Below are 14,009 nucleotides of genomic sequence, written 5' to 3'. Positions count from 1 at the left end.
ATAAATATAGCCTGATTTTATTTAAAACAAAAAATCAGGGATTTTAAATGAAAAAAAGTATTTTAGTTTCATCTTTTTTTCTAGTGGTTATTGTTTGTTTTCTATGGCTTGTGTTTAAGCCAATAGATAAACAGACAAATAATCAGGAGGATTTAAAGCCAGATCAAGCGACCGCTTTAAATATAGGTAGTATAAAACCAAGCAGTGGTTTTATACCCATTGCAGTTGATGCATTTGGAGGGAATATTTACTGTGAATTAAGTTTTGATACAAATCAAACTTTTGTTTTAGACAATATGACCAAGGATTGTTTTGATAAGTTGCTAAAAAATAATCCAACTGAATCTGATCCTACCAATTTTGGTTTAAATTTTTTCAATAAGCTGTTGGTTGATCCAACTCAAAGTATCGTAAAGGATTTATGGATTAGGTATGTCAAATATACCGATCAGGTCATTTTAACCCATAAGGCACATTCGAAAAATCAAGTGAATTATAAAAATGCGAAAAGACTTGTAGATGCGATTCGATCTATCCGAGCAAGATTTTTTACCCCCTTTGAGATAAAGGCATTATTTGGGGCAAGTGACAAAATTGAAGATTATGAGTTGGTTGTTTTAAAAATAAATGAATCTACAGGGATGACAGATGATGAAATCGAACAGGAACTCAATGCAGCGATAAGCAACCTGCCCGAAAAATCGAGAAAGGCCATAAAGTTTAATAAAGACTTTAACGATGTATCTCGTAAAGTTCAGGAAATAAAAAATAGAGGAGGTTCACAGGAAGAGATACGCAAGGAGCGGTTAAAAGTGTTTGGTCCTGAAGTGACCGAGCGGATGGAATCTGTTGATCAATCAAGAGCGCAATTTAAAAACCAAGCAGAAATATATATGCAAAAGCGAGGTGAAATTATGCAGCGTAATTTAAATATGCTTGATCAGGAAAAATCAATTGAAGCGCTTAGAAAAGAAATTTTTAGTGACGGATATGATAAGCGGAGAATTATCAGTCTGGAAAAAATTTATGATACGGAAAAATCGCTAGATATTCTCAATTAATGTAAGTGTATTCAATGAATCAATCTAGTTAATGGGACCGTAGAGAATAAATAAAGTTAGGTCTTATTTAGTATTTGTAATCTAGCCATAGTTTAAGGAGTAAAGTATGACAGCCAAAATTACACGACGAGAACTTATTCAAAAAAGCCTATTCGGTTTTGGTGCACTGTCTTTATCTGCGGGTTTTACGGGATGTAATGACAGTTCAGATCGAGAATCAACAACGCTACAAGTCAATTTTGAACATGGGGTTGCCAGTGGAGACCCTTTACAAGATCGCGTGATTTTATGGACACGCTTAACGCCCAATGATAGCAGCGCACGTTTGCAAGTGACTTGGGAAATCGCTTTAGATGATCAATTCAAGCAAATCATTAAAACAGACAAAGTCACCACAGCAAAAGCACAAGACTTCACTGTGAAAGTTGATGCCACAAACTTAAAACCAGATCAACGCTATTTCTATCGTTTTAGCTTTGGCAATAAATTTTCACCAGTTGGACAAACCAAAACATTACCAATCAATCCGACCAAGGTCAGTTTTGCGGTATGTTCTTGCGCGAATTATCCAGCAGGGTATTTCTATGTTTATCGTGAAATGGCCAAGCAAGATGTTGATGTGGTGATTCATTTGGGTGACTATATTTATGAATATGGTCAAGGTGGTTATGCAACAGAAGATGCAGTGAAGTTAGGACGTACTTTGGCTGCGGACAATAATCAAGAAATTATCAAGTTAGATGATTATCGCAAACGCTATGCGTTATATCGTAAAGACAAAGATTTACAAACCTTGCATCACCGTCACCCATTTATTGTGATTTGGGATGATCATGAGTTGGCAAATGATACATGGCGAGACGGCGCTGAAAATCACCAAGCCAATGAAGGGTCTTTCCTCGATCGTAAACTTGCAGCATTACAAGCGTACTTTGAATGGATGCCGATTCGCCCTATTTCCGCAAATGATCATCTCAATATTTATCGCCAGTTTGACTTTGGTACACTGGTGCAATTGACCATGTTAGATACCCGTATCCTTGCCAGAGATAAGCAACTGGAATATACCGATTATATCACCGCTTCTGGTATGGATTTTCAACGTTTTCAGACTGACTTAACCAATCAGAATCGAACCTTGATGGGGTATACCCAACGTGAATGGTTACAGCAAAAGTTGGCTCAATCCAAGGCAACGTGGAATGTATTGGGTCAGCAAGTGTTGATGGGTAAGATATTAATCCCTGCTGAATTACTGGTACCTTTGAGTGCAGTTCTGAGTGGAAACGCAACTCAAGAGGTTTTAAATCAAATCAATACGATGATTATGGAGTTAGTGCAACTGAAAATGCGTGTGCTACAGGGCGATCCAACATTGACAGCAATTGAAAAGGCACGTTTAACCACAGTCGCACCTTATAATTTAGATGCTTGGGATGGTTATTATGTTGAACGTGAAATTCTGTATAACACTTTAAAAGCATTGAACAAGAAGGTCGTAGTGCTGGCAGGTGATACCCATAATGCATGGTCATCAGAGTTGTATAGTCAGGCGGGTGATTTTGTCGGTGTCGAACTGGCGACAAGTTCAGTGTCATCGCCGGGAATTGAAAAGTACCTCAATATTCCAGTGGAACAGTTACAGCAGTTTGAAATGGCGTTTACCACACTGATTGATGAGTTGGATTATACCAATCTAAATCAACGTGGTTATCTGAATGTCAGCTTTACTGCAACGCAGGTTCAAGCGGACTGGATCTATGTCGATACCATTAAAGAGCCGCAATATACTGTGGATACAAAACGTGGGCATCAAGTGGTGCTGAATAATCAGTTGGTCAATACCCGTTCGATTAAGAAAACTGCTTAATAAAAGCCTATTTAATTTTATATCGCCTGACTACTGAAGAAGATTTAGATGCTATTGCTATCGCGTCATTTCTTCAGTAGTGCAGGGTTTAGCTGTCTTTGTACACATAATGAAATAACACAAGAATATCAGGAGTAAAAAACCATGGCTGGATTATCGATTTGGCACGTACTTATTTTTGCAATTGTGGTGATCTTACTTTTTGGCACATCTAAATTAAAAAATTTAGGTAAAGATGTCGGCGGTGCGGTAAAGGATTTTAAAAAATCAATTCAAGATGATGAAATAACCGCTGCTGCGCTGAATGAACCAAGAACACAGGAACATCAAAATAGTAATACTGATGTGAACTCTACGGTAAAGCACTAAAACTGGAGAACTAACACATGCTTGATGTCGGATTTTCTGAATTATTGGTTTTTGGGATCATTGCGCTGTTGGTGTTAGGGCCAGATAAACTCCCTGAAGCTGCGCGTTTTGTTGCGAAATGGTACAGTAAATTGAAACGTCTCATCAGCAATGTTCAGAACGACATTGACCGTGAATTACGCTTATCCGAATTGCGCGAACAGATGCAGAATGAGATGCAGCGCATTCAAGAATTAGAGCAAAAAATGCAGGCGCAGATGCATGAACTACAGCAATTATCGGCTATGCCTGGAGATGCTATACAGCCAGAACAAGCACCAGCGCTATTAAAGAAACAGCCATTAGAACAACCGCAATTAAAAGAACAGCAAATAGCCCAGCTGAGGGTGAAGCAGATTTATCAACCTGTCTCACGTGATATTCCTACTGTCTATTTGCCAAGTATTTGGCTAAAACAGGCTAAATCTAATGATGACAAACTCAGCATTGTTCCTGTTCAATCCAAATCAATATTGCAATTGAAGGTGGCTGTATGACGTCAATGATACCGCAGCTACAAGAGCAAGCTTCTGAAGAAGCGACTCAGCTTGAAGCAATGCCGATCACCCGACATTTGATGGTGTTGCGCCAGCATTTGTTTAAAATTATCGGGGTATTAATTGTGCTTTTTTTCTGTTTGTTGCCATTTGCAAACAGAACTTATTCAATGCTATCTGAACCATTACGTGCCCAATTACCTGCCAGTTCGACCATGATTGCTACTGATGTAACTGCAACATTTATGGCACCTTTTAAACTGAATTTCTTTATTGCGCTGATGCTGGCGATGCCTTTTATTATTTATCAGATTTGGGCATTTATTAAACCTGCATTGTATGAAAAAGAAAAGAGTCTGGCATTGCCATTGTTATTGAGCAGTATTTGCTTGTTTTATTCAGGAATTGCCTTTGCCTATTTTATTGCCTTGCCTTCGATTCTGCATTTTTTTATCAGTGTTTCACCTGATACCGTTGCGCCAATGACAGACATTAACAGTTACTTAAGTTTCTGTTTAAAACTCTTTTTGGTGTTTGGGGTCACTTTTGAAATTCCAATTATTACACTGGTACTGATTTTAATCGGTTTGGTCAGCACGCAAACGCTGGTGGAAAAAAGACGCTTTATTATTGTGGGCTGTTTTTTTATTGCAATGTTTGTCACGCCACCAGATGCTATTTCGATGATCATGTTGGCAATTCCAATGTGGATGTTGTTTGAATTGGGGTTGGTATTTGGCAAGATGATTGAAAAACGTAAACGTGTATAAGCACTGATTTTTAGCGAAAGTGGTTAAGTGTTGCTTTGTTCTATTCAACCTTTCTTTTTTAAAGCAGGCGAATTCATATTTAAGTGTATAAATTCGCCATATCTCTAGATTTTAACCCATCCTTGTCTCATGGATGAGTACGTAATACTGTTCTAAACCCCACATGCGTTGCAGCCAAATCAAACTCTTGCGGATATCGACTACTATTTCGATAACGAGAGCAATAACTTGAAGCACATAAGAAAGAACCACCTTTAATCACATATTGGGTTGCTGCGATGCTTTGCTGACGCAGATCCGTATAATTTCCCATATGTTGATCATGCGCGCCTTGATATACAGAAGAGCTCCACTCCCAAACATTACCAATCATATCGAACAATTGGAACGCATTGGCAGGGTAGCAACCGACAGGTGCCACACCTGCAAAATGGTCGTCAACAGAATTATGCAGTGGAAATTCGCCTTGCCAGTAATTGGCTTGTGGATGTTGATGGGCATCCTGAGGTGCTTGGTGCAGTGGTGTATCGACTTTTGAACCTGCTTTGGCAGCATATTCCCATTCTGGTTCAGTAGGTAAATCTCGTCCTAACCAAACTGCATAATGTTCAGCATCATTTTTGGTCACATAGCGAACAGGTTCAGCAGGGCGTGGAGCTTGACCCGAAGCGCCATTAGGCGTTTTCCAAGTGTAATCAGATTTGAGTTGCCACCACTGATTAGGCTTATTGGCATCTGGTGAAAATACAGCCGCCTGTTTCTGTTGCTCTGCATCGGTTACATAGCCGGTGGCTTTTACAAAACTGCTAAATTGCGCCACAGTCACTTCGGTTTGATCAATCCAGAAACCCTCAACTTGTCGTTGTTTTTGCCCAAAATTAAGTTCATCGGGATAGGCTTTATCGGAGCCTAGCTGAAATGAACCTTTGGCAATCCAAACCATCCCCGCTGTTGGCTTTTTTTGCCATGCATCAGGTAAACCTGAATAGTGTTCGCATTGCTGCAATGAACCAAGCGGTGTAGAAGCTTTACTGGTTTGTTTGGGAGAATGGTGCGAGTTGGTCGTAACCTTATTGCAGCCTGTTACAAGAAACAGGCTACACAGTGTAATTAAAAGGGGACTGAACTTCATTGAGTGTTGTATTCCTTGACTCCATTTTGTTGGGTATATTTGTTATATACATCAAGTAGTTCTTGTAGTTTTGCTGGATTATTTTGTGCAAGGTTTTGGGTTTCACCACGGTCATTTTTTAAGTTATATAATTCCCAAGTTCCCGTTCCTAGCTCTGCTTTACCTTGTAAAGCAATTTTCCATTCGCCTTGACGCGCATATTTACTGCCATGCAATTCATCGGCAAAACTAAAGTTTACAGGGCGAATCGTCTGCGCTTTATTTTCAAGCACCGATTTCCATGAGGAACCACTTGGGGTATTAATCTGACGGCCTTTATATTGACTTTGTGGGACGGCAATATTGGCATAATCTAAAACAGTAGGGAAAACATCGAGTACTGAAGCAAAACCATGATAGGTTGCTTGCGCTTTATTTTGATGAGGAAGTTTAACAATGGCTGGTGCTGTGGTTGCACCTTCACCTGCAGTATCTTTCCATAAATGGAAAGGTGCGGCACTGACTTCAGCCCAACGCGGACCGACATAGTGATAAGAACTGGATGTACCGACATTATTCACCCGATTATCAAAACCTGATTCGGCTCCATAATTACCACGGATAAAGCCTTCAGCCCCATTATCTGAAACAAAGAAAATTAAAGTATTGTCGTATAAGTTATTGTGTTTTAAATACTCAATCACGCGTCCAATATTGGCATCAAGGTTTTCAACCATTCCCGCATAGATTTCCATTCTGCGTGCTTCTAATACTTTTTGCTCAGCGGAAAGTTCATTCCATTTGCCATATTTTTGTGGTGCATTTTGTGTCGCAATCGGTTCGGCTGCAGTAAAGTTGGCTGGAATTAGACCAAGTTGTTTTTGGCGGGCAATACGACCATTACGAATCACATCATAACCAGCATCGTACACGCCACGATAACGGTCACGATATTCAGTTGGGGCTTGTAATGGCCAATGAGGTGCTGTGTAGGCAGCATAAGCAAAGAATGGTTTGCCTGAATTTTTTCCTGACTCTAAATAGCTAATTAATTTATCAGTGAAGTAATTGGTTGAGAAAAAATCATCGGGTAAGGCTGAAATTGGAACAACTTTACCGTCCTCTGTATAGGTGGCATTACGTTTGTAGGCACTAGGTGCTTGTTTAAAGTGTAAATCTAGACCTTGTAATAGCGTAAATGAGTGATCGAAGCCTTTTACATGTGCGTTGGTTTCAGCGGTTAAACCGAGGTGCCATTTTCCGCTGATATAGGTTCGGTAGCCATTATCTTTAAGCACTTCTGCAATTGAGAGTGAGCGCTCATTTAAGTAGCCCTCATAACCCGGCTGGCCTTTTAAGTGGGCAGGGGTGAGCTCAGCCATAGCCCCAATGCCCGCTAAGTGATGGTCTGTACCCGAAATCAATTGTGAACGTGTCGGTGAGCAGGTCGGGGCAGTATGATAGTCCGTTAAAATCCGACCTTCTTTGGTCAGTGCATCAATATTTGGAGTGTGTATTTCTCCACCAAAGGCTCCTAAATCTGAATAACCTAAATCATCTGCCATGATAAATAAAATGTTTGGTTGTTTCTTGGTTTCCACCACAGTATTTGAATCGTCGGAATCATTATTATTACATGCTGAAATTGAAAGGCTGAATAATGCAATGGAAAGTGTTGTAAGCAGATTTTTATGAGACATACGTGTCGACTTGGTTTTCTAAAAAATTAGGCTGAGTTTAGAGTGTTAATTTTTATGGTAAAAATAATTAAAATTTGATTGTTAATCTGAAAAAAAGAAAAGCCCTCAATATGCTTCCAAATAGATGTTGAAATCATTTAAAAGTAAGCATGTTGAGCTGTTTAATAAAACCAAAATACTTCTAGGCAAAAAAATAAGCACCATCAGCTTATAGCAAGGTGTCGGATATGCTTTAGGCATATTCGGAAAGTTTTATATTAATGATAATTTAATACAGAATATTCAATTACACCTTTGCAATATTATGGGGTTGAGATACTGATATTTGAGTCGATCCGACCGAATCAATTAAATTGACTAAACTTTAAACATTGGTGTGAATCAATAAGCTGTTTTGATTCGAAAGTATGTTTTTTAAACAAAAATATACAGAACTGTCTGTTTTTATGTTGATGGTGTATTGATTAATTGAAGATTAATGTGATAAATTCTACAGAATTAGAGGGAGATCTTTTTTAAAGATTCTTGATGCCTTGATCCTATTTCCTTTCCCCAAGGGAAATAGGAGTTTTTAAGGCTGAATAAAAAGCACTGGATAAAGATATTTATAAAAGATAGAAATATATTATCTCAATATGGACTTAGATAAATTTTACTAAATAATGTATTTGTATGAGCTGTATTTTAAGAGTAATAACGCGAATCTATAGGTAAGTCTTACGATGAAAGTTTATGAAATGATATTTCATAAAGGAACTTATGAACAAACACGCTTATTTTATATTCAGAATAATAAAGCTTCACGTCAGCATTTTATTGAAAATATGCGTTTAGAACTTGAGCAAGAACTTAAGGATTTCAATCTTAATTGTAAATCTAAGTATAAGCATGATTTATTTGCCTTGTACAAAAAAGTCCAAAAAGAAAGCCATTTACATTTAGATGCGATGGAAGATGAATTTATACAAAATTCAAAAGCCATTTTTGATCAATGCATTTGTTTAATTGTTAAAAGTCATGAGGTTTTACATGTTGTAAAACCTCTTATTTAAAAAGTATCAGTCAAAATAAATAATCATTAAAAATCAATCCTATAATTGATTGAATTCGTGGTTTCATTGTTTTTTATCATAATACAGCCAATTGCTGTTGCGCTAATTCATAGCCTTGGTCTGCGGCTTTTTTAAACCATGCTTTCGCTTTATTGATATCTTGAGGTAGGCCTGAATTTCCATCTAAGTATAGAGATCCCAATTTAAATTGTGCTGACACATCACCATTTTCAGCCGACTTGTGATACCAATAATTTGCAAGATCTTGATCTTTCTTTATATTTTTCCCATCTGAATATTCTTCAGCTAAATTGTATTGTGCCATGGCATTGTTCTGATTTGCAGATTTGGTCAGCCATTCAATACCTTTACGGGTATTTTTACCGACACCTGATCCCCATAAATAACTCATTGCCAAACTGAGTTGAGATTCTGAATCACCCGCTTCTGCGGCTTTTTTAAACCAAAAAACACCTTTTTCTTCATCAAAGGACACACCCTGATTGCCACTACTATAAAGATAACCCACTTGGTATTGCGCTTTTACGTCCCCGTTGTTGGCTTTTTCGAGTAGCGCTTCAAAACTTTCTGCAAATACAAGTGTGGCGGGGGAAAATGTAAGAATAATCAGAGGATACAGCAGTTTTTTAATTTTAAATTTCATCATTTTTCAATCATTTGTGTTTTTTAATCAATAAAATTAAAGTGCAAAATTAAGTTATAGTCAACTTAATTTGAGCCAAGACTTATTCTATTTTGTCTTTCAAGCTTAGCTCCCTAGGGAACTAAACTTACCTAAATAATGAAAATGAAGAGCTTATATCACTCGACAAATTTGGGTAAAAGACGCTGTTAATACTACACAAAATTATCTAAACACTCGCATGTTTAGTGGTGAGCAGCATTAAAGCATCGTCCTAAGTATCCAGCTTACATATTTGGATAGTTAGGCCCACCACCACCTTCCGGTGTTACCCATGTGATATTCTGAGATGGATCTTTGATATCACAAGTCTTACAGTGAACACAGTTTGCAGCATTAATCTGGAAGCGCTTAGAACCATCATCATTTTCCATAATCTCGTAAACACCAGCAGGGCAGTAGCGTTGAGCAGGCTCATCCCATTTTGGTAAGTTGACATTGACTGGAATAGAAGCATCGGTCAGCTTTAAGTGAGCTGGCTGATTTTCTTCATGTACGGTATTGGATACAAATACAGAAGATAAACGATCAAAGGTTAATTTACCGTCTGGCTTTGGATAAGTGGGTTTAAATGTCGCAGCATCTACAGTTTTTAATGCACTAAAGTCAGGTGCAAGGTCATGTAGGGTAAATGGCACTTTAAAGATATTTTGATCGATAAAGTTAAATGCACCACCCATCCATAAACCGAATTTATGCATCGCTGGGCCAAAGTTACGTGAACGATGTAACTCTTCTTTTAACCAACTGTTGTTGAATTTGTCAGTATAAGCAGTCAATTCTTTAGCAAAGAAATCTTCGCCTTCAGCGACACGCGCAACCGCTAAATCACCACCTTTCTCATGACCCGCTTGGATTGCTTCAAATACAGCTTCACCACACAACATACCCGATTTCATCGCAGTATGAGAGCCTTTGATTTTAGCAAAGTTTAAGAAACCAGCATCATCACCAATTAAGCAACCGCCTGGGAAGGTTAGTTTAGGTAGAGAGTTTAGACCACCTTTAACAACTGCACGTGCGCCATAAGAAATACGCTTACCACCTTCAAGATATTGCTTGATCAGAGGATGTGTTTTCCAACGTTGCATTTCAGCAAAAGGATACATATGTGGATTTTCATAAGATAAATCGACAATCATACCCAAGGTTACTTGGTTATTTTCAGCGTGATATAACCACCAGCCGCCTGAAGAACCTGTTTCTGCCAAAGGCCAGCCTGAACCATGCATCACTAAACCAGATTTATGTTTTGCAGGGTCAATTTCCCAAAGTTCTTTGATCCCGATACCGTAATGTTGTGGATCAGCATCTTGGTCTAAGTTGTATTTTGCAATCAAACGTTTACCAAGGTGTCCACGGCAACCTTCTGCAAAAATTGTGTATTTTGCATGAAGCTCGTAGCCAGGAGTAAAGTTGTGAGTAGGTTCACCATCTTTACCAATACCCATATCACCAGTTTGGATGCCTTTTACAGAACCATCTTCATGATAAAGGATTTCTGAAGCAGCAAAGCCAGGGAAGATAGAAACTTCTAACTCTTCCGCTTTTTGACCTAACCAACGCACGACATTACCCAATGAAATAACATAGTTACCATCATTGTGCATGGTTTTAGGAACCATCCAATGTGGTGCTTCTTGTGACTTTTCAGCAGACATGAGGAAATAAGTTTTGTCCTCAGTCACAGGTACATTTAAAGGTGCACCTTGTTCTTTCCAGTCAGGGAAAAGTTCATTGATTGCACGAGGTTCAAGTACAGCACCAGAAAGGATATGCGCACCAACTTCAGAGCCTTTTTCAACCACACAGACGGAAAGGTCTGGAAGATTGTTTTCAAGCGCTAATTGACGAATTTTAATCGCAGCAGAAAGACCTGCAGGGCCTGCGCCTACGATCACTACGTCAAACTCCATTGACTCTCGTTGTAAATCTTTCATAAAAAGAAATCCTATTTCGCTTAGCGGTATTTTAATTTATTGGGGTAAAAATATCAAATAAAAAAGCCTCAAAAAAGGACTGTTTGATGAGCAAATTCAAAATGGTATCGACAAAAAAGCCAGCTAGATTTAGCTGGCTTTAAAATGGGATAACTGATTTTACAAGGTTATTTTTACGATTTTTGCGGATCGTAGAGTTTTTCCTTGATGAAGAGGGCAGGAATAACACCGCAAATTAAATAAGCACCCCCCATCACCACAAAACCTAAACCAATAGAACCACCCGATGCCAAGTAGCCAATCGTTGCAGGCGCAAGTGCTGCACCAAGACGCCCCACGTTATAGGCACCACCAATCGCTGTACCACGAATCGCTGTCGGGAAACTTTCCGTCATATAGGTGGCATTTACACCATAAGGAATACCGTATAAAAATCCGAAAGCGATCAGTAAATATAAAATGTTGCTGGGTGAGTTATAAAAAACAATCAGTGGTAGAAAAATAGCAGTCCCAATCGCACCAAAGGCATAAGTAAAGCGACGACCAAGTTTATCAGCCATCATCCCCGCAAGGACTTTACCGAGGATCATGGCGGTATAGGTACCGACCATATATGCGGTCATTTCCTTAAACTTCATGCCTAATTCACTTTCTAGATATGAAGGCATCCAGTTATTTACCCCATAATAACCAAATTGCAAGAAGCCTGCTGTGAGCGCCCACAAGATAAACATATTGCGATTTCGTTTATCTTTAAAAATCAGTTTAAATGCTGAAGTTTCCTCAGAATTTTTATCACGTGTTGGTTGTTGTAAACGAGACTGTTGCCATGCGAGTGGTTCTGGTACCAAAAGATGCATTAAAACAGCAATCAACACCGGTACAATGGCAACATAAAACAGCATACGCCAGCCATGATCTGGAATAATCCATCCAGCGAGTAGCGTTGCAACAATATAGCCAACCGTCCAACCTGCTTGTAAGGTACCCAATACCGTTGTACGGTAACGTGTAGGTACATATTCCGCCATCAAGGTATTGCAGGCAATATAAAGCGAGCCTAGTCCGAGAGAAGCAAAAAAGCGTAATAGACCAAATTCAAGAAAACTTTGGGTAAAGCCTAGTCCACATGTAAGTAGTGAGAAGGTGAGAATAGAAATAACCACGATCCGTACTCGACCAAATTTGTCACATGCCCATCCCCCAAATATCCCACCAACAGCCATACCCGCCAAGGTAAAACTACCCAGCATACCTGCCTGAACGGAACTTAAACCAAAATCTGCCTTAATACTGTTGAGACTATAAGACAGCAGCATCAGATCGGCACCATCCACCAACAAGGCTAAAAATGCAAAAATAAATGCAATTTTCCAAGTATGAGGCTGTATTGAAGAGAGATGTGTATTGTAGTTTGTCGCCATAATCCATTACCTACATTTGATTTACAGCACTTCAAATCGTTTTAAAGTGCCTAAAAATTAATTAAGACGCAGCACGAATCATATTTCGCGCAATAATCATTTGTTGAATTTGGGTGGTGCCTTCATAGAGACGGAATAAACGTACATCTCTGTAAAAACGTTCAATGGCATATTCACTGATATAGCCAGAGCCACCATGAATCTGTACGCAGCGATCGGCCACGCGACCACACATTTCAGTGGCAAACATTTTTGCGCATGATGCTTCTGTGCTGACGTTGTGCCCAGCATCACGTTGTCTTGCCGCATCTAAAACCATACATTGCGCTGCATAAATTTCTGCTTTGGAGTCAGCAAGCATGGCTTGAATCAGTTGGAATTCAGCAATCGCTTGTCCAAATTGCTTACGCTCAAGGGCGAACTTTAAAGTATCGTCTAACATACGTATGGCAGCACCGACACTGATTGCGGCGATATGCAAACGACCTTTATCCAAGACTTTCATTGCGGTTTTAAATCCGACACCTTCGACACCGCCAATTAGTGCTGAGACAGGAACCCGACAGTTTTCAAAAATCACATCACAGGTATGGGCACCTTTTTGCCCCATTTTTTTATCTGTTTTACCTAGAGAGATTCCTGCGGTTTTGCGATCTACGATAAAAGCAGAAATTCCACCAGCACCTTTAATGTCTGGATTGGTTCGTGCCATCACGGTAAATACCCCTGCATGAGGTGCATTGGTAATAAAGCGTTTGGTGCCATTTAAAATATAAAATTCACCTTCTTTTACAGCACTGGTTTTTAAAGAGGCAGCATCTGAACCTGCATCTGGTTCAGTTAAGCAAAAAGAACTGATCACTTCGCCACGTGCTAAACGGGGTAAGAAAAATGATTTTTGAGTTTCGGTACCATCAATAATCAGACCACTCGAACCGATTCCATTATTGGTGCCGATCAGTGAACGAAAGGCAGGCGAAGTACGTCCAAGTTCAAAAGCGATAGACACCTCTTCTTCCATGGTCAAGCCAAGACCTTCATATTCTTCTGGAATCGTCAGTCCAAACAAACCTAAAGCTTTCATTTGCTCAATGATGGCTTGAGGGATTTGATCTGTTTCTGCGACTTCATTCTCATGAGGAATGAGGACACCATCTACAAACTGTCGAATCATATCTACCAGTTGTTTGAGTGTTTCCTGATCTCGAATCATAGTCTTGTCCTTTGTACAACATGTTGAAAACATCGAGCTGATGTTGCTAAAACCCTGCATATTGATGCGATAGTAATCAAAGGATCAGTAGAAAACAATATATTTTGAAAATTAATTTCGCAATGCGGTATATTGTGCTTGTTTTTCAGTTGGCTAATTATTTGATTTAATTAATCTATATTTGTTGAATAAAAATCATCACTTTTGATGAAAAAATTAAGTTTTATTTTTAAAGTTTTCTGTGTATATTAAAAATATAT

12 protein-coding genes are annotated in these 14,009 nt (G+C 38.9%); 6 read left to right on the top strand and 6 right to left on the bottom strand.

Features of this window, described 5'->3' with window-relative positions; translation table 11 throughout:
- The first annotated feature begins 47 nt into the window (after positions 1-47).
- The 5 genes from AC07WY_RS04690 (at position 48) to tatC (ending at position 4,606) form a co-directional block, all read left to right on the top strand.
- On the top strand, positions 48-1,061 hold the full coding sequence (locus AC07WY_RS04690; RefSeq protein WP_494735806.1) for a lipase secretion chaperone: 1,014 nt from the start codon (positions 48-50) through the stop codon (positions 1,059-1,061).
- Between the two features lie 106 nt (positions 1,062-1,167).
- On the top strand, positions 1,168-2,931 hold the full coding sequence (locus tag AC07WY_RS04685) for an alkaline phosphatase D family protein (protein WP_034616083.1): 1,764 nt from the start codon (positions 1,168-1,170) through the stop codon (positions 2,929-2,931).
- Between the two features lie 144 nt (positions 2,932-3,075).
- A complete protein-coding gene (gene tatA, locus AC07WY_RS04680) occupies positions 3,076-3,300 on the top strand; it encodes a twin-arginine translocase TatA/TatE family subunit (protein ID WP_494735805.1) in 225 nt (74 codons plus the stop codon).
- A 17-nt stretch (positions 3,301-3,317) separates the two neighbouring features.
- Positions 3,318-3,836 (top strand): Sec-independent protein translocase protein TatB, encoded by a 519-nt coding sequence (tatB, locus tag AC07WY_RS04675; protein WP_494735804.1) that lies wholly within the window; start codon positions 3,318-3,320, stop codon positions 3,834-3,836.
- Positions 3,833-4,606: a twin-arginine translocase subunit TatC gene (gene tatC / locus AC07WY_RS04670; protein WP_494735803.1), complete on the top strand. Its 774-nt coding sequence runs from the start codon at positions 3,833-3,835 to the stop codon at positions 4,604-4,606. Before tatB ends, tatC begins: the two co-directional genes overlap by 4 nt.
- Before the next feature lie 127 nt (positions 4,607-4,733).
- Here the strand turns inward: tatC and AC07WY_RS04665 are convergent, their stop codons facing one another.
- Positions 4,734-5,738 carry an SUMF1/EgtB/PvdO family nonheme iron enzyme gene (locus tag AC07WY_RS04665; RefSeq protein ID WP_494735802.1) on the bottom strand — a complete coding sequence of 335 codons (1,005 nt, stop codon included), beginning with the start codon at positions 5,736-5,738 and terminating at the stop codon, positions 4,734-4,736.
- On the bottom strand, positions 5,735-7,417 hold the full coding sequence (locus tag AC07WY_RS04660; RefSeq protein WP_494735801.1) for an arylsulfatase: 1,683 nt from the start codon (positions 7,415-7,417) through the stop codon (positions 5,735-5,737). The genes AC07WY_RS04665 and AC07WY_RS04660 overlap by 4 nt, the downstream gene beginning before the upstream one ends.
- A gap of 722 nt (positions 7,418-8,139) precedes the next feature.
- Here AC07WY_RS04660 and AC07WY_RS04655 point away from each other — a divergent pair.
- The gene (locus AC07WY_RS04655) at positions 8,140-8,469 is read left to right on the top strand and encodes a hypothetical protein (protein ID WP_419336099.1); all 330 of its coding nucleotides are present in this window, start codon (positions 8,140-8,142) and stop codon (positions 8,467-8,469) included.
- A gap of 76 nt (positions 8,470-8,545) precedes the next feature.
- On the opposite strand, the gene AC07WY_RS04650 is transcribed toward AC07WY_RS04655, so the two are convergent.
- The 4 genes from AC07WY_RS04650 to AC07WY_RS04635 form a co-directional block, all read right to left on the bottom strand.
- Positions 8,546-9,136, bottom strand: a complete 591-nt coding sequence (locus AC07WY_RS04650; protein WP_494735800.1) for a tetratricopeptide repeat protein — start codon at positions 9,134-9,136, stop codon at positions 8,546-8,548.
- 263 nt (positions 9,137-9,399) lie between these two features.
- Positions 9,400-11,112, bottom strand: a complete 1,713-nt coding sequence (locus AC07WY_RS04645) for an electron transfer flavoprotein-ubiquinone oxidoreductase (RefSeq protein WP_494735799.1) — start codon at positions 11,110-11,112, stop codon at positions 9,400-9,402.
- A 173-nt stretch (positions 11,113-11,285) separates the two neighbouring features.
- The gene (locus AC07WY_RS04640) at positions 11,286-12,536 is read right to left on the bottom strand and encodes an MFS transporter (protein WP_262085699.1); all 1,251 of its coding nucleotides are present in this window, start codon (positions 12,534-12,536) and stop codon (positions 11,286-11,288) included.
- A 61-nt stretch (positions 12,537-12,597) separates the two neighbouring features.
- On the bottom strand, positions 12,598-13,749 hold the full coding sequence (locus AC07WY_RS04635) for an acyl-CoA dehydrogenase family protein (protein WP_262085700.1): 1,152 nt from the start codon (positions 13,747-13,749) through the stop codon (positions 12,598-12,600).
- Between the last annotated feature and the right edge of the window lie 260 nt (positions 13,750-14,009).

The organism is Acinetobacter sp. GW821-FHT01C12 (assembly GCF_059422625.1).
This window is presented reverse-complemented; position numbering and strand designations above follow the sequence as displayed.

Bases quoted from the DNA above. Each gene is read 5' to 3' on its own strand.
- AC07WY_RS04690 (WP_494735806.1), top strand. From the start codon at position 48: ATGAAAAAAAGTATTTTAGTTTCATCTTTTTTTCTAGTGGTTATTGTT.
- AC07WY_RS04685 (WP_034616083.1), top strand. From the start codon at position 1,168: ATGACAGCCAAAATTACACGACGAGAACTTATTCAAAAAAGCCTATTC.
- tatA (WP_494735805.1), top strand. From the start codon at position 3,076: ATGGCTGGATTATCGATTTGGCACGTACTTATTTTTGCAATTGTGGTG.
- tatB (WP_494735804.1), top strand. From the start codon at position 3,318: ATGCTTGATGTCGGATTTTCTGAATTATTGGTTTTTGGGATCATTGCG.
- tatC (WP_494735803.1), top strand. From the start codon at position 3,833: ATGACGTCAATGATACCGCAGCTACAAGAGCAAGCTTCTGAAGAAGCG.
- AC07WY_RS04665 (WP_494735802.1), bottom strand. From the start codon at position 5,738: ATGAAGTTCAGTCCCCTTTTAATTACACTGTGTAGCCTGTTTCTTGTA.
- AC07WY_RS04660 (WP_494735801.1), bottom strand. From the start codon at position 7,417: ATGTCTCATAAAAATCTGCTTACAACACTTTCCATTGCATTATTCAGC.
- AC07WY_RS04655 (WP_419336099.1), top strand. From the start codon at position 8,140: ATGAAAGTTTATGAAATGATATTTCATAAAGGAACTTATGAACAAACA.
- AC07WY_RS04650 (WP_494735800.1), bottom strand. From the start codon at position 9,136: ATGATGAAATTTAAAATTAAAAAACTGCTGTATCCTCTGATTATTCTT.
- AC07WY_RS04645 (WP_494735799.1), bottom strand. From the start codon at position 11,112: ATGAAAGATTTACAACGAGAGTCAATGGAGTTTGACGTAGTGATCGTA.
- AC07WY_RS04640 (WP_262085699.1), bottom strand. From the start codon at position 12,536: ATGGCGACAAACTACAATACACATCTCTCTTCAATACAGCCTCATACT.
- AC07WY_RS04635 (WP_262085700.1), bottom strand. From the start codon at position 13,749: ATGATTCGAGATCAGGAAACACTCAAACAACTGGTAGATATGATTCGA.